The 21957-nt window shown below is 40.7% G+C and carries 18 protein-coding genes and 1 pseudogene; 5 read left to right on the plus strand and 14 right to left on the minus strand.

What is annotated here, in order from left to right:
- Positions 1-125 precede the first annotated feature (125 nt).
- The 9 genes from hisIE to IEV91_RS04010 all read right to left on the minus strand — a co-directional run bounded on the left by hisIE (position 126) and on the right by IEV91_RS04010 (position 9044).
- The gene (gene hisIE, locus IEV91_RS03970) at positions 126-794 is read right to left on the minus strand and encodes a bifunctional phosphoribosyl-AMP cyclohydrolase/phosphoribosyl-ATP diphosphatase HisIE (RefSeq protein ID WP_188496117.1); all 669 of its coding nucleotides are present in this window, start codon (positions 792-794) and stop codon (positions 126-128) included.
- Positions 775-1542: an imidazole glycerol phosphate synthase subunit HisF gene (gene hisF, locus IEV91_RS03975; RefSeq protein ID WP_188496118.1), complete on the minus strand. Its 768-nt coding sequence runs from the start codon at positions 1540-1542 to the stop codon at positions 775-777. Before hisF ends, hisIE begins: the two co-directional genes overlap by 20 nt.
- Positions 1539-2243 carry a 1-(5-phosphoribosyl)-5-[(5-phosphoribosylamino)methylideneamino]imidazole-4-carboxamide isomerase gene (gene hisA / locus IEV91_RS03980; protein ID WP_188496119.1) on the minus strand — a complete coding sequence of 235 codons (705 nt, stop codon included), beginning with the start codon at positions 2241-2243 and terminating at the stop codon, positions 1539-1541. The genes hisF and hisA overlap by 4 nt, the downstream gene beginning before the upstream one ends.
- Positions 2240-2845 carry an imidazole glycerol phosphate synthase subunit HisH gene (hisH, locus tag IEV91_RS03985; protein WP_188496120.1) on the minus strand — a complete coding sequence of 202 codons (606 nt, stop codon included), beginning with the start codon at positions 2843-2845 and terminating at the stop codon, positions 2240-2242. The genes hisA and hisH overlap by 4 nt, the downstream gene beginning before the upstream one ends.
- Positions 2842-3429, minus strand: coding sequence for an imidazoleglycerol-phosphate dehydratase HisB (gene hisB / locus IEV91_RS03990; protein WP_188496121.1), 588 nt, complete (start codon positions 3427-3429; stop codon positions 2842-2844). The genes hisH and hisB overlap by 4 nt, the downstream gene beginning before the upstream one ends.
- Before the next feature lie 15 nt (positions 3430-3444).
- Positions 3445-4686, minus strand: coding sequence for a histidinol dehydrogenase (gene hisD / locus IEV91_RS03995; protein ID WP_229745391.1), 1242 nt, complete (start codon positions 4684-4686; stop codon positions 3445-3447).
- Positions 4687-4753: 67 nt separating this feature from the next.
- A complete protein-coding gene (gene hisG, locus IEV91_RS04000; protein WP_188496123.1) occupies positions 4754-5371 on the minus strand; it encodes an ATP phosphoribosyltransferase in 618 nt (205 codons plus the stop codon).
- A complete protein-coding gene (locus tag IEV91_RS04005; RefSeq protein WP_188496124.1) occupies positions 5368-6492 on the minus strand; it encodes an ATP phosphoribosyltransferase regulatory subunit in 1125 nt (374 codons plus the stop codon). The genes hisG and IEV91_RS04005 overlap by 4 nt, the downstream gene beginning before the upstream one ends.
- Before the next feature lie 326 nt (positions 6493-6818).
- Positions 6819-9044: an MMPL family transporter gene (locus tag IEV91_RS04010; protein WP_188496125.1), complete on the minus strand. Its 2226-nt coding sequence runs from the start codon at positions 9042-9044 to the stop codon at positions 6819-6821.
- A gap of 152 nt (positions 9045-9196) precedes the next feature.
- Here IEV91_RS04010 and IEV91_RS04015 point away from each other — a divergent pair, with 152 nt between their 5' ends.
- A complete protein-coding gene (locus tag IEV91_RS04015; RefSeq protein WP_188496126.1) occupies positions 9197-9814 on the plus strand; it encodes a TetR/AcrR family transcriptional regulator in 618 nt (205 codons plus the stop codon).
- Positions 9815-10187: 373 nt separating this feature from the next.
- Here IEV91_RS04015 and IEV91_RS04020 read toward each other — a convergent pair whose 3' ends face one another.
- On the minus strand, positions 10188-10790 hold the full coding sequence (locus IEV91_RS04020; RefSeq protein WP_188496127.1) for an alpha/beta hydrolase: 603 nt from the start codon (positions 10788-10790) through the stop codon (positions 10188-10190).
- A gap of 225 nt (positions 10791-11015) precedes the next feature.
- Here IEV91_RS04020 and IEV91_RS21845 point away from each other — a divergent pair.
- The 3 genes and pseudogenes from IEV91_RS21845 to IEV91_RS04040 form a co-directional block, all read left to right on the plus strand.
- Positions 11016-11368 (plus strand): annotated as a pseudogene (locus IEV91_RS21845) (CAP domain-containing protein); the annotation flags it as partial.
- Between the two features lie 784 nt (positions 11369-12152).
- Entirely contained in the window at positions 12153-13910 is a 1758-nt protein-coding gene (locus tag IEV91_RS04035; RefSeq protein ID WP_188496128.1) for an ABC transporter ATP-binding protein, read from the plus strand.
- The gene (locus tag IEV91_RS04040; RefSeq protein ID WP_188496129.1) at positions 13907-15682 is read left to right on the plus strand and encodes an ABC transporter ATP-binding protein; all 1776 of its coding nucleotides are present in this window, start codon (positions 13907-13909) and stop codon (positions 15680-15682) included. Before IEV91_RS04035 ends, IEV91_RS04040 begins: the two co-directional genes overlap by 4 nt.
- A gap of 401 nt (positions 15683-16083) precedes the next feature.
- Here the strand turns inward: IEV91_RS04040 and IEV91_RS04045 are convergent, their stop codons facing one another.
- The 3 genes from IEV91_RS04045 to helD all read right to left on the minus strand — a co-directional run bounded on the left by IEV91_RS04045 (position 16084) and on the right by helD (position 20324).
- Entirely contained in the window at positions 16084-17133 is a 1050-nt protein-coding gene (locus tag IEV91_RS04045) for a hypothetical protein (protein ID WP_308420006.1), read from the minus strand.
- 144 nt (positions 17134-17277) lie between these two features.
- Positions 17278-17838 carry an ATP-binding protein gene (locus tag IEV91_RS04050; protein WP_188496131.1) on the minus strand — a complete coding sequence of 187 codons (561 nt, stop codon included), beginning with the start codon at positions 17836-17838 and terminating at the stop codon, positions 17278-17280.
- Between the two features lie 161 nt (positions 17839-17999).
- On the minus strand, positions 18000-20324 hold the full coding sequence (helD, locus tag IEV91_RS04055; RefSeq protein WP_188496132.1) for an RNA polymerase recycling motor HelD: 2325 nt from the start codon (positions 20322-20324) through the stop codon (positions 18000-18002).
- A gap of 495 nt (positions 20325-20819) precedes the next feature.
- Between helD and IEV91_RS04060 the strand changes: the two genes are divergently transcribed.
- Entirely contained in the window at positions 20820-21029 is a 210-nt protein-coding gene (locus IEV91_RS04060) for a methionine aminopeptidase (protein ID WP_229745392.1), read from the plus strand.
- Positions 21030-21032: 3 nt separating this feature from the next.
- Here the strand turns inward: IEV91_RS04060 and IEV91_RS04065 are convergent, their stop codons facing one another.
- Positions 21033-21680 (minus strand): HD domain-containing protein, encoded by a 648-nt coding sequence (locus IEV91_RS04065; RefSeq protein ID WP_188496133.1) that lies wholly within the window; start codon positions 21678-21680, stop codon positions 21033-21035.
- Between the last annotated feature and the right edge of the window lie 277 nt (positions 21681-21957).

Consider the following 21957-nt stretch of genomic DNA (forward strand, 5'->3'; position numbering starts at 1 on the left):
GTCATGACGCCGATAAAAAGCGCAATGTTTTGACGGAGCGACCTTACGTACAAAGGAAAAAACCGAATGACTTCAAAATCGTTCAGTTTTTCCTTTGTCTTATATACTTTTATCCCAATCTCTTTTTACCATTTCTTAATCTCTTTTCTTTCCCCTTTAAAATTCCCCTTAACTGTAAAGCGTCGTTTTAATTCGTCTTCAACTTCACTTAAGGAAACATTCTGTTCAGCCAACATAACGAAGCTATGATAAAGAAGATCACTTGTCTCATTGATAAGTTCTTCTTTACTTTGGTTTTTAGCAGCAATGACAACTTCCCCGGCTTCTTCTATAACCTTTTTTCCGATTTTATCGGTGCCCTTTTCAAATAAATAATTTGTATAAGAATTTTCACGAGGAGCTGCCTTCCTCTGTAGAATTTCATCCATAACGGTACTGTAGATATCCCTCTGTTCTACACTCTCGGTTTCTACTAAGGTTTGAGATGAAAGGTCAAATTCTCGGTAAAAGCAAGTTTTTCTTCCTGTGTGACAGGCGGGGCCAAGGGGGTCGACTCTAATGAGTAAAGTGTCCTGATCACAATCGACGAATATTTTCTTCACACGTTGCTTATTCCCAGAGGTGGCTCCCTTATGCCACAGGTCTTGGCGTGAACGAGAGTAGAACCATGTCTCTTTTGTTTCGCACGTTTTTGCAAAAGCTTCTTCATTCATATAGGCCAGCATTAATGTTTGCTCGGTTTGATCATCTATGATAATGGCAGGAATTAATCCTTTAGAAAAGTCCAATGGCACGAATATTCACTCCTTGTTTTTGGCAAAGGTCTTTAACCTCTTTAATTGAATGGGTATGATCATGAAAGATTGAAGCAGCGAGCGCAGCAGAAACATCGGTGCTTTTAAAAACTTCAGCAATATGATGGGGGGCACCACAGCCACCCGAAGCGATAACAGGGATTCTCACTGCATCAACAACAGCTTGTGTTAAGGGGAGATCAAATCCTGTTTTGACACCATCATGGTCGACACTTGTTAAAAGGATTTCTCCAGCCCCCAGTTCTTCCGCCTGTTTGGCCCATTCAAGCGCATCAATCCCACTGTCTTTCTTTCCACCATGAGTCATAACATGCCATCCGTCATCAAAGCGTTTTGCATCAATGGCGACCACGATACACTGGCTCCCAAAGCGATAAGCGGATTCTTTAATAAGCGAAGGGTTTTGCACGGCAGCGCTATTCATGGCTACTTTATCTGCTCCCGCTTTTAAAAGGTCCGTAACATCTTCAACGGTTTTCACACCGCCACCGACTGTAAAAGGGACAAACACATTCTCAGCTGTTTGCTTTACCATATCAAATAGTGTTCTTCTTCCTTCATTGGTTGCGGAAATATCCAAGAAGATAATCTCATCGGCACCCTCCTGAGAATAGGCCATTGCTAATGCAACCGGATCTCCAACGGTGCGTAATCCAACGAAATTTGTCCCTTTCACCACTTTGCCATCCTTCACATCTAAGCAAGGAATGACCCTTTTGGCAATCATAGGCTGACCTCCTTAAGAGAGAGTGTCCCTTGATAGATGGCCTTACCCACAATGGCCTCTTGTATGCCGATATATTCAAGTGCGATGAGATCTGTTTTGGTTGTCACGCCACCTGAAGCAATAATTTTGCAGTTGACGGCTTGCTGTAGTTGTTTGAGCTCATCGATATTTGGACCAGTTAACGTTCCATCTTTGGATATATCGGTATAAATAATAGTCTTGGCACCTAAGGTCTCCATTTCCTGTGCAAATTCAATATAATCAATCAAGGAGACCTCTTTCCACCCTTTCGTTGCCACTTTTCCGTTAATAGCATCAATACCGATGATGACGTGATCTCCAAAACGCTTTAAAGCTTCTTCTGTAAATTGGCGATCCTCAAGGGCTCCTGTTCCTAAAATCACCCCTTGGACACCGGCTTCTACATAGTTTTCAATGGTGGTAAGTTGGCGAATGCCTCCACCAACTTGAATCGGGACGGATGATGATTGAATCAATTGGCAGATGAGGTCAAATTGCGCCGCTTGTCCAGAGCGGGCCCCATCAAGATCGACAATATGAATACGCTCGGCACCATCCTGAATAAATGTTTGGAGTTGGACAAGTGGATCTGGGGCAACTTGCGTTGTTTGTTCGAATTTTCCTTGATAAAGCCGGACGCATTGGCCGTTGATTAAATCAATAGCGGGTATAATTTTCATACAGCAACCGCCTCCTTAAGAAAAAGTTTCAGTAGTTCACGCCCAACATCCCCGCTCTTTTCTGGATGGAATTGCATCCCGTAAACGTGATTTTTTTTGACAATAGCGGTGACATTCATCCCGTAATCTGCGGTGGCGACGATCCATTTTTTATCGGTACTCACGCTATATGAATGGACAAAATAGACATGTTTTCCCTCAAGCGGAGCAAATGTTGAATACTCTGGAGATATTTTCAAAGTATTCCATCCCATGTGAGGTAGAATTTCCTGGGTTGCCATTTTAGTCACCCGTCCGGGCAGTATATCTAAACCCTTTGTTGGGGTACCTCCCTCTTCTCCTTCTGAAAAAAGCAGCTGCATACCGAGACAGATTCCGAGAAGCGGCGTTGTTCCAGCGAGTTTCCGCAAAGGCTCACGCAATCCCCGTTTAGCAATTTCCTCCATTGCGGCTGGAAAGGCACCGACACCGGGTAAAACAATATGAGAAGCCAGTTCGAGCGTAGGGATATCATCAGTCACACAAATGTCATACCCTAGCTTTTTAAAAGCCATCGCTACACTCTCAATATTGCCCATTCCGTAATCTACAATAGCAATCATTCGATCACTCCTTTTGTAGAATTTACCCCTTTAATCTCGGGATCAATTTTAATTGCTTGAGAAAGCGCTCTTCCTAGAGCTTTAAATAAGGCTTCGATTTTGTGGTGGGTATTCGAGCCATAGAGAACACGAGCGTGAAGCGTCAGTCCAGATTGAAAGGCAAAAGCTCTGAAAAATTCCTCGACGAGTTCTGTATCAAATTGACCGAGTTTAGGATTTTCAAAGGTGGCTTCAAAGTGTAAGAAAGGTCTACCGCTAATATCAACGGCCACAAAGCCTAGGCTTTCATCCATAGGCACATAAGCCGAGCCATAACGCGTAATCCCCTCTTTATTTCCTAGTGCTTCACGCAACACCTGTCCTAAGACGATGCCGATATCTTCGACGGTATGGTGACTATCAATATGGAGATCGCCTTTAGCTTCGACTTTGAGGCCAATTCTTCCGTGCCGGGCCAATAATTCAAGCATATGATCGAAAAATCCGACTCCTGTTTGGATGACAACCTCTTCGGCATTATCCAATGAGACTTGAACACTAATCCCTGTTTCATTTGTTTGTCTTGATTTCTTTGCTTCTCGCATCGTTTTCCCTCACTTTTAATCGCTCGTTTTCGAACAAGAATCATTATCTTGAAGTCTCACTGAGACAGCCCGAGCATGTCCCTCAAGATGCTCCTCTTTTGCGATTTGGTCAACATAAGGAGCCGCTTCCCTTAGCGCATTCTGAGAATAATAGAGAAAGCTCGTTTTTTTAATAAAATCATCAACAGATAAGCCCGATGAATATTTGGCATTGCCTTGAGTTGGCAAAACATGATTCGGTCCAGCGAAATAATCCCCGATGGGCTCAGGTGTATAGGAGCCTAAGAACACAGAGCCAGCATTTTGCACTTTCCCTAATAATGTGAGTGGTTCCTTACATTGAATTTCTAAATGCTCAGGGGCGAGCTGATTGACAAGTGAGAAGGCCTCTTCAATAGAGTCTACCTGTACTAACGCTCCTTGTTCTTCAAGGGATTGAGCGGCAATGTCCTTGCGGGGTAAGACAGTGCATTGGTGATCAATTTCCTGTTGAACGGCTTCAATCAGCGCGTTAGAAGTTGACAACAAAATGGCGCGAGCTTGAGTGTCGTGTTCCGCTTGGGCGATTAAATCTGCGGCAACATATTTTGGATGTGCTGTCTCATCAGCGATGATAGCTACCTCAGAAGGACCGGCAATCATGTCGATACCCACATCGCCATAGACGAGCTTTTTAGCTGCCGCCACATAAGCATTTCCTGGTCCCACGATTTTATTAACAGGCGTAATAATCTCTGTTCCGTAAGCCAAAGCCGCAATCGCTTGAATCCCTCCGACTTTATATATGGTTTGCACACCAGCAATATCAGCTGCAATACAGAGTATGGGTGAGATTGAACCACCGTTTTTAGCTGGCGTCGTCATGACGATCTCTTTAACACCGGCAATCATGGCCGGGATCGCATTCATCAGAACGGTTGAAGGGTACGTCGCTGTTCCACCAGGAACATAAAGGCCGACCTTTTCAATCGGTCTAAACAACTGACCCGCGATGACTTCTTCAGAGGTTGTCATCAACCGGGAGTGTTGTAGCTGTTTGCTATGAAAGGATCTTATATTTTGGGCTGCTTTTTCTAATGCTTGAATCAAATCATCAGAAACCGTCTCTCTTGCCTGTTGTCTTTCTTCGTCCGTGACGATCCAGGATTCAGGCACTTGACCATCAAATTGTTTGACGTATTTTTCAACCGCCTGCTGACCATTTTGGCGAACATCATCAATCACTTGTTGGGCCACTTGGAGAGTTTTTATCTCCATTTTTTTAGCTTTCTTAGTTAAAAACATAGTTTCAAAGTCTGTTTTAGTGTACTTAGGGATGTTCATGCTACAATGCCGCCACCTTTCCTAGTGATTCAACAAATGGCATAATAACGGAACGCTTGACTTTTAGTGACGAACGATTTGCGATACACCTCGCAGTAAAGGTTGTAATTTCTTCCTTCACAACTAGGCCATTTTCCTTTAAAGTTGTGCCTGTTTCGACAATATCAACGATGTCATCTGCTAAGCCTAATAGTGGCGCAAGTTCAACCGATCCTTCTAGTTTGACGAGATCCACGGACTCCCCTTTTTCTTGAAAAAAATCACGGGCAATTTTAGGATATTTCGTTGCAATTCGATATTTTCGATTGAGTTCTTTTTCCTTGGGAATGCCGGCCAGAGCCATGCGACACTTTCCAAAAGGCAAGGGTAAGAGATTATAAACATCAGGCTGATATTCCATTAAAATGTCTTCACCTACAATGCCTAAGTCGGCAATGCCGTTTTCTACGTAAGTGGCAACGTCCACACCTTTGGCAAAAAAGACTTTGAATTGGTCGGTTTCTACACAAAGCCTTCTCCCCTTTTCGATTAAAGGGTCAACGTCGAATGATAGTTGTTTAAGATAATCTAAGCATTGTGTTTCTAAACGGCCTTTAGTTAATGCAAGACATATTTTCATTCCTTAATCACCTCGTACTGACCCGACCGATCAACAATTTTAAAAATTTTATCATAAGTGGTCTTATCCACTTCCTCAAACTGAACATCCACAATGGCGTGTTCAAAGGATGTTCTTAAGGCTTCTGCAGCTCCTAAAGTGTCTGAATCAGCAAGGAGGCAAATCCGAGAAGGTCGTGATTCTTCTCTTGTATTTTGCACCAGTTCATCAACATCGAAAGCCAATCCTACTGCTGTTCTTTTGCGTTCGAATTGGTGATAAAGGTGGTCATAGCGTCCACCAGAAAACAAGGTTGAACCACTTGTTTTTGAATAGCCTCTAAACATAATACCTGAATAATATGGAAGATTTTTCACTCGACCTAAATCGATGAGTATTTCTTGATCGGAAAGGTCCTCTAATAACCGGATCACCTTTTTTAAGTGATGAATAATGTGAAGTAAATGCTCCTGGTTCTTCCAACGCTTTTCATAGTCTGCAAGAATATGTGTTGAGCCAAAGGCATCCACAAGTTCGGTGAGCTCACGCGCTTGTTCATCCGTACTAAAATTTTTAGAGATACGGTAAACCTCATCCTTATTCTTGTCATGCATCGCTTGCCTTAATTGCTCCTTAGGTCTTTTCCCCAGAGCCATTGATTGTGTTAAAGCTTCAAAAACACCGGTATGTCCAAGCTCTATGAAATAAGGATCAATATGAATGTCTTGTAAAAATTGATGGGCAAGTAACAAGCACTCGACTTCACCAAGAACGGGGTCCATATCGACAATTTCAATCCCTGCTTGGCGACACTCTATTCCCGGTTTATCGGTTTGAAAAACAGAGCCTTGATACGCCCATTTTTTTCTAGAAGAATGTTCTGAGGATAAAGCACGAGCGATAGCGATAGTCCAATCGGGTCTAAGAACCTCAATATCTCCTTCTGAATCAAACCATTTGAGCATGGTTTTGAGATTCATTCCCACGTAAGGATTAGTAAATGTTTCGGCATATTCGATGACAGGGGTGGTAATTTCATTATAACCACGTAAACGTGCTGTTTTCCTAAAAGTTTCAAAGATTTCTAATCGTTGGCTGACAACCCAACCTAAATCATCCTGACTCTCTGGGGGTAATTGCATGACGATCTATCCTTCCGATTCTTTTTCTCTTTATCTAACTAAAGAGATGAAATGTTAGTTATACTTTATCATATTGGTTTTAATAACGTCAATGATCTTTCCTACTAAAATTTTATTAAATTATCTCTATATTAACTAATATTTCAAATTAAATAAAGAATAAACTTAGAAGGCGCCAGATGGAAATAAACCATAAAAAAGGATCAGCACTATGTTAGCGGCTAGCATTGCCACGTCATGTCTGATCCTTCTATAAAAAGCGTGTATTTAAGGGTGCTGTTAGAGCGTTGATACTAATCGCCACACGAGGCGCTCTTTTTTCTCATTTATGGATGAGGGTGTTTTTCCCTTTTGAGCATCATGGGTCTATTTTTGCCCAAGCTAGGCCAAAAAGCATATTTACCGAGAACGGCTGTAATGGCTGGTACTAGTAATGGTCTCACAACAAAAGTATCCAAGATCACACCAATAGCTGTGACGGTCCCAAATTGTAAAAGCACTTGAATCGGTAATGTAGCTAAGACTAAAAAGGTGCCTGCCAGTATAAGACCTGCAGATGTTATGACTGAAAAGGTCTCTTGAACCCCGTTGGAGATCGCTTGGTGTAGTGGCATGATCCGGCTTTTCTTCCAAATGCTCGAGATCATAAAGATATTATAATCCTCTCCTAAAGCAACCAAAAAGACGAAAGCATATAACGGAATTAACCCTTGCATGGTACTAGCGTCGAAACCAAAATGGAGAATAAGCCATCCTGAACCAAGAGCTGAAAAGTAGGAAAGTAAAACAGTGATAATCAGATATAACATTGCGATGATACTTCGCAAGTAAAGGATAAGGAGTAAAGCAATAATCCCGATAACGACTGGAATAATAATATGCTTATCTCGATCGGTGACTTGCTTCGTATCATAAAGGGAAGCCGTTTCTCCACCAAGCCATACCTTTTCCGTGGCGTTCTGAATATGGGCTTGTTTTAACGCATTAACCACTTTATTTTTAATATTAGGAACATCATTCATCGCCTTAGGTGAATAAGGGTTTCCTTTTAGTGTGACGTCATAGCCTTTGATGTTATGATCCTTAAGTCCACTTTGTTCTACAGAAACTTCTTTTACATAAGAAAGGCTTTGAAGCACTTCTCTTACATTTGTCTTCCGACCTTCTGAATCCACAATGACTTTCATCGGTGCTAATTTTCCAGAAGAAAATTTGTCAGAAATTAAGGTATAGCCTTCTCTAGAAGGCATATCCTTGGGAAAGGATTCAAGTAAATCATAAGAATAAGCAATTTTTGCTGAAAATGAAGCCAAACCCCCAAGGAAAATTACGCAAATAATGATGATTAACCAAGGTTTTTGTGTCACGAGCTTTCCGATTTTCTCACTAAACTGGGACTGTGTCGTTCTTTGCCGTAAAGGCTTTTGTTTTTTACTTGCATGTTCTTCAAGCATTGCTGGCGTTCTCGGGATAAATGGAAAGAACGACACTCTTCCAAATATCGTTAATAGTGCAGGTAAAAGGGTTACGGCAGCAATACCCATTATCAAAATGGCTAAACTAAAAGGCGCAGCAAAGCGTTGGTAGGAACCGTAATGGGCTAAAAACAAGGTTGACAGTCCTAATACAACGGTTAAGGCACTCATCATAATGGCTCCACCTGCTGACTTAATGGCTCCACTTAATGCAATGTGCTTATCTTTTTCTTCAAGTAACGATTCCCTATATTTTGTGATCAAAAAAAGACAATAATCTGTGCCTGCTCCAAATAATAATACCGTCATTATCGAAACGGCTTGTGTATCAAGCGTAATCCACCCTTTATCACCTAATAGTCCAAGTATTGGGCTAATGACACCATAGGAAAATCCAACAGCAACAAGAGGAACAAAGGCTAAAATTGGTGATCGATAAAGGACAATAAGCAAAATAAGAACAAGAAGAATCGTGGCAATAAGCAGGGTGATATCGGCTTTCCCAAACAAGGCTTTGGCATCCGTTGAAATCCCAATCGGGCCTGTAAACCGCACATGTAGACCCTTGTCCTTAAGATTATTTGTAATTGCTTGTTTACCCACTTGCTTTTGTAAGGAGGCTAAATCCGCATTTAAAGCCCCTTCCTCAGCGTTTTGTCTGAAGAAAATGGGGGTTACCAAAGTTGTTCCGTCTTTTGAAACAGATTGGCTTAAAGCAACATCCGTTGCCTTTTGTAGCGGTGGGATAAAGCTTTGCTGCTTCAGTGGCTCCTCACTCAGATGTTGATATAATTGACGAATCTTATTGAAATCATCAGACTGAAGACCTTTTGAATCATTCCAAACGATGAGTAAAGGAGTCCCTGCATCGCTTGGAAACTGTTCTTTTTCAATAGCACTCGCCTGAACGGAAGGGATATCTTTCGGCAATTGTGCGGCAGCATTATCTTCAACACTGTTTACGCTAGGCCATATCATCGAGAGGACTCCAGCAATAATGATCCAAATGCTTAAGGTGACCCATCGTCCTCTTCGTCCAGCTACAAATCTTCCCCATGTATATAATAAACTCTCCATAGTGTCACATCCTCATCTGTTTCTCACTATATTATATATACTGGTTAGTTAATTTTTCAATGCTTATGACACAATAATTTTCTCTGAATATGAGTTATGTTCAATTATGGTATAATGCAAATGAAAGAGGGATTTAAAGGAGTGAAAGAGGATTGACTGAAAAACGTCGTCGCTCTCCCGGCCGACCACCAACGACACAGAAAAACACCACAACCGATCAGGTGATTATTCATGCGGCCATACGACTTTTTCTTAACCATGGTTATCAAAAGGTATCCGTAGATGATGTCGCTGAAGCTTGTGGTGTGACAAAGGCAACTGTCTATTATTATTTTAAAACAAAGGCCGAGCTTTTTACTGAAAGTATCTTACAAATGATGGAAAGGATCCGTCGACAGATCGATTCGTTATTACATAGTGAAAAACCTTTAAAAGATCGCTTGTTTGATGTCGCTGAAGCCCACTTGAGAGCCACGATGGATATTGACCTAGACGGTTTTTTACGAGAAACCAAGAACAATGTATCGGAAAATCAAACACATATGATGCGTCAGGCTGAAGAAAGAATGTACCAAGAAATTGAGGTTGTTATTGAAGAGGCGGTCAACAATAATGAAATAAGACCCGTTTCCCCTCCCTTTGCAGCGCATGCCTTTATCGCATTACTCCGGATGGGAAATGCTCCTTCTATGCAGGAGTTATTTACAGCCTATGAAGAAATGGCAACCAATATTATAAACTTTTATTGGAGATCCCTAACCAATGAGTAAAGGAGGGTGGCTAAGTGCCCCCTCCTTTTTATTAAACGTCAGAATGTCTATTTTGCGAAAGACCTTATATGTACAGCTTTGGCTTTCGCCATTAAGGCTTGTCGGAACCCAAGTTTTCTCAAAAAGCTCATTTTGGAATGGATTATCTGTGCTTTCCAAAATGGATCCTTCGGACACGTGCTTTTCTCGAAAGACTCTAGTTTAGGTACCTGTGAGTCAACGACGCTGAGGAATCCACTGAGTTTATAAGTTGAATCTCGCACCTTACGTTCCAATCAACTGAGTTGTTATGCAGCCTTTGGGTAAAAGAGTAAAAGACTTTTCAATGTCTAAACGAGGACCGGGCATGCTTTTTTCTCGGTTTTTTCTAAAATTATTTTACTTTTTCATACCATGCTTTAGCCGCTTGGAGTTCACTGTGCGTTAATTGGTGTCCGCCATTTTCCCAGTGCAGGTCTACACTGGCACCAGCATTCTTTAATAAGTCTGCTAATTCTAATGTCTCTGATTGAGGCACTAAGGGATCCTGTTTGCCTGCGCCAATAAATACTGGCGTATATTTTAAATTGGGTAAGTCGATTCCTCTTCTGGGCACCATAGGGTGAAGAAGCATGGCTCCTTTTAACGCCTTTTCATAGTGGAATAAAAGACTTCCTGCAATATTTGCCCCATTTGAAAAACCAATCGCTAGGATGTTTTCACGATCAAAGCTATATTTTTCAGCCGCCTCACTAAGGAACGCTTGTAATTCTTCGGTTCGTTGAATTAAATCCTCCTCATCAAACACCCCTTCTGCTAAGCGGCGAAAGAATCTTGGCATCCCATTTTCAGTAACATTCCCCCGAACCCCTAACAATGTCGCTTCTGGATCGATCAAATTGGCCAAAGGTATGAGATCTCGCTCGTTTCCCCCTGTGCCATGAAGCAAAAGGAATACCGGTTTTTTTGACTTTCCTTCTTTATAAACATGAATCATGGATAATGCTCCTTTTTAATGCTATTCATTTCAATTATCTTTAATTCGAGATATAATGTCAAGGCTGTAATAGGCTATGAAAGGAATGAAAAGGTAAAAACATGACATATTAAAGGTGTTACAGACGATATATAAGGAGGTGAACACATGAAAAAAGCGCTTACCTCGGGTCTTGTTGCTTTTTTGTTGTTGATAGGTATAGGAACTCAGGCGTTGGGACAAACCTTTGAAGAACAAGTCGCCTCTTTAGTCAATCAGGAGCGTTCTAAACAAGGACTTAATGCGCTTACTTATAATACAGCACTCGCAAAAATGGCTGAAGATAAGGCCAAGGATATGTATAATAAGAATTACTTTTCCCATCCTCTCCCACCTATGGCTCACCCTTCGATATGATGAAAAGCTATGGCATTCAGTATAGTTCGGCAGGTGAGAACATTGCGAAAGGACAAAGAAGTTCTCAAGAGGTAATGACGTCCTGGATGAATTCTGAAGGGCATCGGGCTAATATTCTAAGTAGTGCCTTTAACCAAATTGGTGTCGGGTATTACAATGGGTTATGGGTTCAAGAATTCATTAAATCAAATGTTGCAAACCCACCTACGCCAAAAGCAGCACCAAAAGCTTCATCTCAATATTATACGGTTAAAAAAGGCGATACATTTTATATCATCTCCAAAAAATATGGTATCACACTCAATCAGATCAAGGTTTTGAATCCAAAGGTAACAAATTTCAATAGGCTTAGTGTAGGGCAAAGGATTCGCGTTGCAGCTAATATCCACACCGTTAAAAGTGGCGAAACGGCATGGGTCATCGCTAAAAAATATGGCATGACATCTTCTGAGCTTGCCAATCTCAATCCACAAGACAGCAATTTAGCTACTTTAACCGTTGGACAAAAATTATATGTTAGATAACCCTGAAGCACCCTTTTCTCTTTCAGACTGCCAAAGCATGGCAGTCTGTTTTGCTTGTGTAAACCAAAAGTATGTATTATTTTATCTATAAATAAATAATTTGACTAGGCGAAATTCTCTTTACTTATTGTGTTTTTTAAGTATATAATATTTATGGAATAATTCGTTTAGAGATGGTGGGTGTGTGTCATGAGAACTCAAATGATAATAACTCTTAATAACAGCATAGAGCGTATAATGGCACAACCTTCATGCAAGATCACTTGACCTATTTACGAAAAAGTGAACAAAGAATGTTCTGGAGATAACCAGGGGTGTGTGCAGTTTAGAACCCGTGGTTTTTTTGCGTTTTCAGAATAAAAAAAGAGATGGGGCAAAGAAAAACTGGCTTTTCTGTGGACCTGTTTTCTCGTTGTCTCAGGAAGTGTTTAGGGGGTAGGATATGAAAGTTTTTATTGATCTTATGTGGTATTTCCGGCAAGAAAAAGCAAAGTACATATGGGGAATTGTCCTTCTTATGTGCTCAAGCTTTATGTCAATGGTCCCTCCTTTTATTGTAGGGGTTATCGTCGATGATATTCGTCTTCATACCTTAACATCGGGATCATTATTCAAATGGTTGAGTATTTTAATCATCTCAGGATTTGCAGCCTATGGATTTGGCTACGGCTGGCGAATGCTTATTTTCGGGTCTTCCATGAATCTTGCAAAGCTATTAAGAGATCGTCTTTTTGGACATTTTACTAAAATGACCTCCCATTTTTATAGTAAAAGACGCATAGGCGATTTGATGGCTCACTCCACGAATGATATTCGCGCCGTACAAGAAGCAGCTGGTGACGGGATTCTTATGCTTGTTGACTCAATCACGATGGGGGCAATGGTGATTGTTGCGATGGCTGCCATCATCGATTGGCGCTTAACCATTATTGCGCTGATTCCTATGCCTTTCATGGCTTGGGCTATCAGTCATTATGGGAATCTCCTTCACAAAAATTTTCACGATGCTCAGGCGGCTTTTTCTGAGCTTAATGATAGAGTTCAAGAAAATGTATCAGGAGTTCGTGTCATCAAGGCTTTTGGTGAAGAACAAGCCGAAAAGGAAAACTTTCGAGTGCAATCGGCGGATGTCGTTGCTAAGAACATTAAAGTAGCAAAAGTGGATGCCCTCTTTGACCCGACCATCACTTTTTTTGTCGGTCTCTCCTACTTTTTAACGCTTGTTTTTGGTGCCATTTTTGTCGTCCATGATTCGATTACAATTGGTGAATTAACGAGTTTTAGTCTCTATCTTGGGCAACTGGTCTGGCCGATGCTGGCGTTCGGAATTTTATTTAATATTGTTGAGCGCGGCCGCGCCTCCTATGACCGCATTCGTCAGCTTTTAAAAGTCAAGCCCGATATTGTCGATCGTCCCAATGCTTTAGCGAAAGTGCCCAGTGGTGATATTGCTTATCGCATTGAAACTTTTCGCTACACTGAGGACACCCCTGTTGTTTTAAAAAATATTGCGTTCGATTTAAAGCAGGGACAGACGATCGGAATTGTGGGTAAAACGGGGAGCGGAAAATCAACTTTAGTTAAGCTCTTATTAAGGGAAATGGATTGCCAAGCTGGAGATATTCTCATTGGTGGGACCTCTATTTATGATTATAAAATGAGCAGCCTCCGCCAAGCGATTGGCTATGTGCCTCAGGATCACTTTCTTTTTTCAGCCACTGTTGCTGAAAATATCGCTTTTGCAAAACCTGATGCGACCTTGGAAGAAATCTATGAGGCTGCTAAACTCGCTAATATTCACGAGGACATCCTGGCATTTAAAGAAGGGTATGACACTGTGGTTGGTGAACGCGGTGTAACGATGTCCGGAGGCCAAAAACAGCGGGTGTCCATTGCTCGCGCCTTGTTAATCAATCCAGAAATTCTCATTTTGGATGATTCGCTATCAGCCGTTGATGCCCGTACCGAAGAAGCCATTTTAGAAGCGTTAAAAAGAAATCGCCAAAATAAAACGACCTTTATTACCGCCCATCGCCTGAGTGCCATTCAACACGCTGATATCATTATTGTACTAGAAAATGGCGAAATTATTGAACATGGCACGCATGCTGAATTAATGGCTGAAGATCATTGGTATCGGGCGATGTTCCGACGCCAACAACTTGAATCATTCGTCGTACAAGGAGGGATATCCTCATGAATGAAAGCTATCCAAAAGAAAATTTAGCGCGTAAAAAAGTATTTCGACGTTTGTTAAGTTACACCAAGCCCCATAAAAAACAGCTTGCCTTTGCATTTTTAATTCTTTTTCTTGCGACGGGTGCCGACCTTTTAGGGCCTTATATTGCCAAAGTGTTTATTGATGACTATTTAACGCCTCGGCACTTTGCTTGGCAATCGCTAACAGGCCTTGGAATTATCTTTGTGCTACTTTATATTGGAACGGCGCTTTTTCATTACTTGCAAATCATAAATTTTCAAACCGTTGCCTTAAAAATCATTCAGCAACTTCGTGTTGATGTCTTTAATAAGGTCCAACATCTCGGCCTTTCCTTTTTCGATAAAACGCCTGGAGGCAGCTTAATCTCTCGGATTACAAATGATACGGAAGCGATTAAAGAGCTCTTTGTTACCGTGCTTGCAACGCTAGTGCAAAGCTCCGTCATGCTCATCGGCATCTTCATTGCCATGTTTGCTTTAAATGTTAAGGTGGCGAGTTTTTGTTTGATCTTACTTCCGCTCTTGTTTGTTTTGATGTATGGCTATAAAAAGCTGAGTGCTGTGGTCTTTCGAACAACTCGGGAGAAGCTAAGTCAACTGAATGCACGGCTTAATGAATCTCTGCAAGGGATGACGATCATTCAAGCGATGCGCCAAGAAAAACGATTAAGAAAAGAGTTTGGGAAGACCAATGGAGAGCATAATCACGCTTCTTTAAAAAGTATCAAGTTAAACAGTCTGTTACTTCGTCCAGCTGTTCAAGTCCTTTATGTCTTAGGCTTGGTTCTCGTCCTTGGCTTTTTCGGGGTTCGCTCGTTTGACTCTGTTATTTCTATTGGCGTGATCTATGCCTTTGTCAATTATCTCGACCGATTTTTTGAACCTGTCAATTCAATGATGCAGCAATTGACACATTTCCAACAGGCAACAGTATCAGCGGAACGCGTTTTTGGTCTTCTCGACGAAACTGAAATGGCCCCGACAAAAATAGGAAATAGCGCTTCTTCTATTCAGGAAGGCAAGATTGAATTTAAGAATGTGACCTTCTCTTATGATGGCAAGACAGATGTATTAAAAAATATCTCTTTTGTTGCTAATCCTGGAGAAACGGTTGCACTTGTAGGCCATACTGGTAGTGGGAAAAGCTCGATTATTAATCTCTTAATGCGCTTCTACCCTATTGAAAAGGGAGATATTACGATCGATGGCACGTCTTTAAAAGCCTTTTCTGATGAGGAACTGCGCAAAAACATCGGTCTGGTTCTCCAAGATCCCTTTATTTTTGCTGGAGATGTAAAGTCGAATATTCGTTTAAATAACCGCAACATTTCAGATGAGCAAATCGTCGAAGCGGCTAAATTTGTTCAAGCTGATAGTTTTATAGAAAAATTGCCTAAGACATATGATGAACCCATTGGAGAGCGAGGCTCAACCTTCTCAAGTGGTCAGCGGCAATTACTTTCCTTTGCCCGGACAATGGCCATTGACCCACGGATTCTTGTTCTTGATGAAGCTACAGCGAATGTGGATACGGAAACTGAAGAAGCGATACAAACAGCGCTTGCTAAAATGCGTGAAGGACGAACAACCATTGCGATTGCTCACCGTCTCTCAACCATCCAAGACGCCGATCAAATTCTCGTGCTACACAAGGGTGAAATCGTCGAACGTGGAACACACCAAGAGCTTCTCGCCTTCAAAGGCTTGTATCATAAGATGTACCTCCTCCAGCAAGGAGAAGTTGCGTCTTAGGGACATATGTATTTTAAGAATGAGAATTGAAAATAGTAAAAACGCTCGGTTTTAAGGAACCTGGCGTTTTTTATACTATAAATATCTATTAACAATTGTTCCTCTATACTATTTTTTAAAATAGCTTGTAAGGCATCCGTAAAATCCAACCAATCTATTTCATCGATTTCTTTAGAGAATAAAAGGGTTTTTATATGACTCCCCCCCTACAAAACCGAGCATTAATATATCTACACTATCAATATAATACCTTTTTATATACTTTAATTTTTGAATGTCTTGTCCCGCTTCTTCCTCACTTCACGAAGTTTCCTCAATGTTTCTCATTGTTTGATCTAACCTGAGATTAAAATCCATTGATTTGGGGCTTATGATCCCCTCCCAATGAATCAATATATAACTTATTCGGTGATAATCGGATTGGCTGCAATGATTGCTTCTGCTACTTCCCAAAGTTTTGGAAGAAATTGAAGGCCGTCTTCTGCCCTTTGAAAAAGGTCTTCGATTGAGGTAATACCAACAAGCTCAGCAACAGCGTCATTAAAGGCAGGCGCGAGTTCCTGTTCTCGTTCTGGAGCATCAGCAGCTAAGATTTTGTGACAACGTGCAAAGGTTGCAAGAATCCAAAAAACGGCTTCCCTATGGTCTCCTGCGCGAATAAGGTCACGGCTTCCATCAATGGCAAGTACGCGAGAGGATGCACTGATATCGCTGCTGAAGAAAAAAGGAGTTTGTGCAACTGAAGTTGTGACATCAAAGGTATGGGCCAGAGCGTCAAGATGGGCTTCCACACATTCAGGTGTTAATGATTGACACCCGAGTAATGCGATTAATTTGTCATACACCTCATCGTATCCATACTTTGAAAGCACCTTTTTTACAGCCAGGTATCTTTTACGCACGGTGGGATTTTCAAGTCCAGCGACTAACAGGACATGGGTCGTCACACCTGTTGGAAATAACCAGGAGGTCACTTGATCATGCCACGGGGCTGATTCGTCAATGGATCGTAGTCCGTTTTCCACTTTTTTCAGAGCGTCTTGACTGCGACGTTCTACCCATTTTTTTTCTGCAAAATGGTGGGCAACTTGTTTTTGGATTTGACCTAATTCTCCAGTAGGATCAGCAATAATGGTATTCACTTGAAAACTGTTGGCTAAATGGTAGTGTGCTAGAACATCCTCCACGGAGTTAAACTGACTTTTAGACAAATAAGAGGCTTCAATCAAAACGCCCTTATAGACAAATTTGCCAATTTTGAGTGGAGTCTCTTCACTATCAAGAATAATCATGATATCCAAATCAGAGGATGGTGAGAGTTCAGCAGCATCCGCTAACATGATCGTTGACCCGCTATAATAAGCTCCCCAAAATCCTTTTAACTTACTAGCTTGCTCTTCCACCCATTCAGAGGCATACATCCGCGCTTCCCCAATTTTCAAGTCTTCCACTCTCCCTTTTGTTAGTGAGCTAAATTGATCCTCTTTACCTTGGTACGCCATTATCGTTGATCTAAAACCTTCGCTATGGCGTCTTTTATTATGAGAAATGTTGATACTCTTCTTTTGAGGTTTGAGAGCTTTTACCCATGAATTTTATAGCTTGAATTTTTCCTTTATCATTTGCGCGACGGCTTCAGGCGTCTTATGGGTATTGTCTATTTTTATATAATTGTCCCTTTTGATTTCGCCTTTCATTGAATTAAGCCGATGTTGCACCAACGTTTCTTTCAAATTATGTTCCGATTCTTCAATATGACGTTTTGTCGGTTTATGTTCGAGTCTGTGAGGCGTTTTATTGCGTACCAATCGCGTTTCTACATCCGCTTGAAGTTCAACAAAATAAATGTCTGCTCCTTTTGATTCGAAGATTTTACACGTTTGCTCAACAAACGCCCAATCTTCCTCCATATCGAAAGCCCATACAAAAGTAAAAATCAAACCAGATAATGTTGGACTCCTGGCCACTTCATTAAAAATCGCTTCCCGAAAAGTACTTGATAGTTTCCAAGTTTCCGGTCCAAAACCAAAAAAGGGATGTAGCAAATCAATTGTCATATGATTGTGAAACAGCTTCAAGCCTGTAAGTTTTTCTAATTCTTGTCCTACCGTCATCTTACCAACCGCTTGTGGTCCGAAGAGTAATATTAATTTCATAAGCTCTCCTTAATCAACTTATTTATATTTTTCTGAAATATTTTTACAACTAGTTTACCACAAAAGGGGTAATTGCAAGGATCTTCAGCTAAGTTATTAATTAGCTCTCATTGGTTGATAGATAAAAAAAGCGCCACAATTATTGCAGCGCTATTTATACTTTATTTTAAAACTGTATATAATTCACTCGGGACTTTTTCGAGTAAAGAACTCTTTTCACCAATTGAAAACAGATGAAGTTCATGCATTGCCCGTGTACAGGCCGTATACAGGAGTTTAGCTTCCGAAGCTTGAGTGTAAATGTCTTTAGAGGCGTTATAAATTAACACGGCATCAAATTCAATGCCTTTTGCCAAATAAGACGGAAGCACTAAGATTCCTTTTTCAAACGTACTTGTTTTCTTCGTCACGAGTCGAACATCGAAGGCTTTACTTAGCGCATCATAGGCGGCATCACTCTCTTTTGCCGTTTTACAAATCACAGCGATGGTCTCATGGCCTTTTTCTTGAAGGGCTTTTATCGTTTTGGCGAGCTTCTCTCTGTGACCCAACTCATCATTCACAAGTGTCAACGTGGGCTTTTCACCGTGACGATTAAACGGGATAATCTCTTCGTTTCCTTCAACAATGGGTTTTGTAAACTCTGTTATCTCATACGTTGAACGATAGCTTCGAGTGAGGACAATGCGTTCTTGTGCCTCCACATCATAAACATCATCTGCGAGTAAGTCCGTTAGATTTTCGGTATGAGGATAAATCGCTTGGTTAAAATCACCGAGAACCGTCATTTTACTTTTAGGAAAAAATTCTTTTAACAATGCGATCTGAAATGGCGAATAGTCTTGGGCTTCATCGAGAAACACATGGCGAATGGCTGTGTTTTGATAACGTCCCTCGATTTTTCCTTTTAAATACAAGTAGGGCGTCGCGTCCTCGTAGTATATTTGATGTTGTGATAGCTGATTGATCGTTGCTTGCGCAATCTCTTTCCAACGGCGGGGTTTTGATGAGAACGTTTCTTTAAAAAGTGCCATATATATCGCTTGGATATTAATAAATTTCAGCTGCTTGACCTTTTTGTATAAGGGTTTGAAATGGCGATGAACAACGAGCCGACTTAAGCGTGCTTCTTCTTGTTCGATATCGTCAAAGGAATCTTCGTGAAAACCATCTTTTGCTTCAATAGCTTGATCAACCTCCAAATAATCTCCTTTATCTAAAAGATTAATGGCTTCATTAACCCATACCTTCTTACGTTCTTGACGTTCAAATTTTTTAAGTTCCTTTAAAATCCAAGCCTCGACTTGCTCCATTCGAAAGGTAATGGACTGTGAGGCGTCTAAAGAATAGAAAAAATCGTGAATCGCTTGGGCTGTTACCAATCTTTTGCCACGAAACTTTATATTTCTGAAGATCATTCCCTTTAACCCAAGCTGTTGAATATAGTCATCCATTATCCTTTTAAACTTAAGACTTGATTTTAAATGGATACTCGCCATTCTTATCTGATAATGCTCCTCCTCTCTTCCTGAAAGTGTATATTCTATTTGATTAAAGGGATCTTCAACCGTAAAAGCAGGACTTAATTCCGCCTCTAAATACTGCTGAAAGGTTTTTTGTTCCATATTTTCTTCCCCTAATTCAGGGAGAACAGAGGCCACATAACTGTTAAAGAGAGGATTGGGTGAAAACAGTAAAATATTATTCGCATTTAAAGTTTGGCGGTATCGATAAAGTAAATAAGCCACACGCTGTAAGGCTGCAGAGGTCTTTCCGCTTCCAGCGACACCTTGAACCACTAATAAACGACTAGAATCATCACGAATGATTTTATTTTGTTCTTTTTGAATGGTCGCGACGATGCTTTTCATATGTGTATCTGATCGGTTCCCCAAGACCTCTTGAAGTAATTCATCACCGATAGTAACACCCGTATCAAAAACACTTTTTATTTGGCTATTGCGAATGATAAACTGTCGTTTTAATTCCATGTTCCCTTTAACTGTTTCTTCTGGTGTTTCATATTGTGCTGGGCCTGGGGTATAATCATAATAAAGACTAGAGATCGGAGCCCGCCAATCATATATAAGAAAGGATTCATTGGTTTCATCCATTAATGAAGCGATGCCTAAGTACACTTGTTCTATTTCCTGCTCCGATGCTTCTTTAAAATCAATGCGACCAAAATAAGGATTTTGTTTCAGGCGATCGAGGGTTTTCAGTTCTTTATGATAGTGTTTATGGCTTCTTTCACGCTCTGCAAGCATTTCAGCCTGTTGCTTGATCGTAGCATGTGATTCTACAATATCATCGGGTTCATCGACGTTAACCGTCACATCTTCCCAAAAACGTTTTCTAATATCAATGATATCTTCCTTTAATCCACCTGTACTCTCCACTAGTTTATTTTCTTTATACTCAATCACTTCAACAACCTTATCTACACGTTTTTGCTCTTTTTTGAACTCGTTTTGATCAATCGCCATTCAAAAAGCCTCCCTCATTTGTCAGATCCCATATCTTATAAAAATTATGCGTTCCTTGAAGTTGACATCAAAAAAATTATGCGTTATAATTAATATGGGTAAACTTATGAATGTTTAATTATTATAGTGAAACCAAATATAATAATACTATAGTTTGTTGCTAATCACAAGCTATTTATTTATTAGAAAACTTGGCTTGTCGCCAAGCCTTAATGCGATAAGCCTAAGTTGCACTTATAAGGTCTTCCGCTAAGTTATAAATTCTGACGTTATGAAAAAACCAGCGCTTCTTCAAGTGCTGGTTTTTTAGTCTGTTTTTCTCCTGAAATTCACCTTGTTTATTGTGCGATCATATAATAACCTATAAAGTTTGAATTTTCAAAAATGAAGGACGTTTTAACGTTTTGCAGCTCAACTGTAAATTTTACCGCTTAAATGGTTTAAAAAATCGTACGGTTTCACAAACTAAGATAAAACTTATTTAAGAGGTGATACATGATGGGATTGTTTAACGCCCTTTCGAATTGGAAAGCAGAACGTGATGAAAAGCATCGGAGTGAGATGGAAACGCTTGGCTTGTGTCCCGATTGTAACGGAAGAGGCTTCACCCCTTCTTTTGGATTCGAATATTCCGCTCCGTTTGATTGCCCTGGTTGTGATGGCACTGGTCTTTATTCCTCCTGGCAAGAAAACACCCAGGAATGAGGACTAAGCTTTACCTTGCCATTCGAGAAAAAAGGCTTTTAAATAACTGTCCATTAAATTGTGGCGGCGCTCTGCCAATTCTCTGGCAAATGGAGTATTCATTGATGCTTTAAGCTTTAAAAGTTTTTCATAAAAATGATTAATCGCTGTACTCTGTTCCTTTCGATAGGATTCATGAGTTAAATGCTCACGTGGGAGTATTTCTGGGTTATAAATAGGCTGTCCTTTGGCACCTGAATAGGCAAAAGTACGAGCAATCCCTATTGCTCCTATAGCATCTAAGCGATCAGCATCCTGAACAATTTTGCCTTCTAATGTTTTCATTGGAGGACGTCCGCCACCTTTAAAGGACATCGATTGAATAATTGTTAAAATATGCTCAATATGTTCTTTGGCAATCTTTTGGTTCTCAAGCCAGTCGTTCACTTTTTCTAAACCTTCAGCTTCACTTTTATTTAATTTTTCATCGGCAATATCATGTAGTAACGCTGCCAACTCACAGATAAAGATGTCTGCCCCCTCTTGCTCGGCGATACGCTTAGCGAGCTCTGCCACTCGCCAAACATGCCACCAATCATGACCACTGGAATCTAAAGCATGCGTTTGTTTTGCAAATTCTCTTGCGCTTTCGATGATCTTTATGTTGTCCATTTTCATCGTCCCTCCACTATCGCCAAGTCTTTGAACAAAAATGTTAAACCTTAAAACTATGAGCGCTTTTTATGTGGTGAATTGAGAGGTATCCTTTGTTAGCGTTTAATAGCCTTCCGACTCATATTTTCTGTTTACTCTTATTTCTGTTTAAAGTTGCCTTACCTTCAGACTCACAATAACTTCTACGTTTGTTTCTGTCCGAAGTGCATTCACAAGTGGATTCACACCATTATCACGATTGGTATACACCCTTCAATCAGTCACCAATGACACA

The sequence above is a fragment of the Pullulanibacillus pueri genome (genome assembly GCF_014639255.1).
GTDB lineage: Bacteria > Bacillota > Bacilli > Bacillales > Sporolactobacillaceae > Pullulanibacillus > Pullulanibacillus pueri.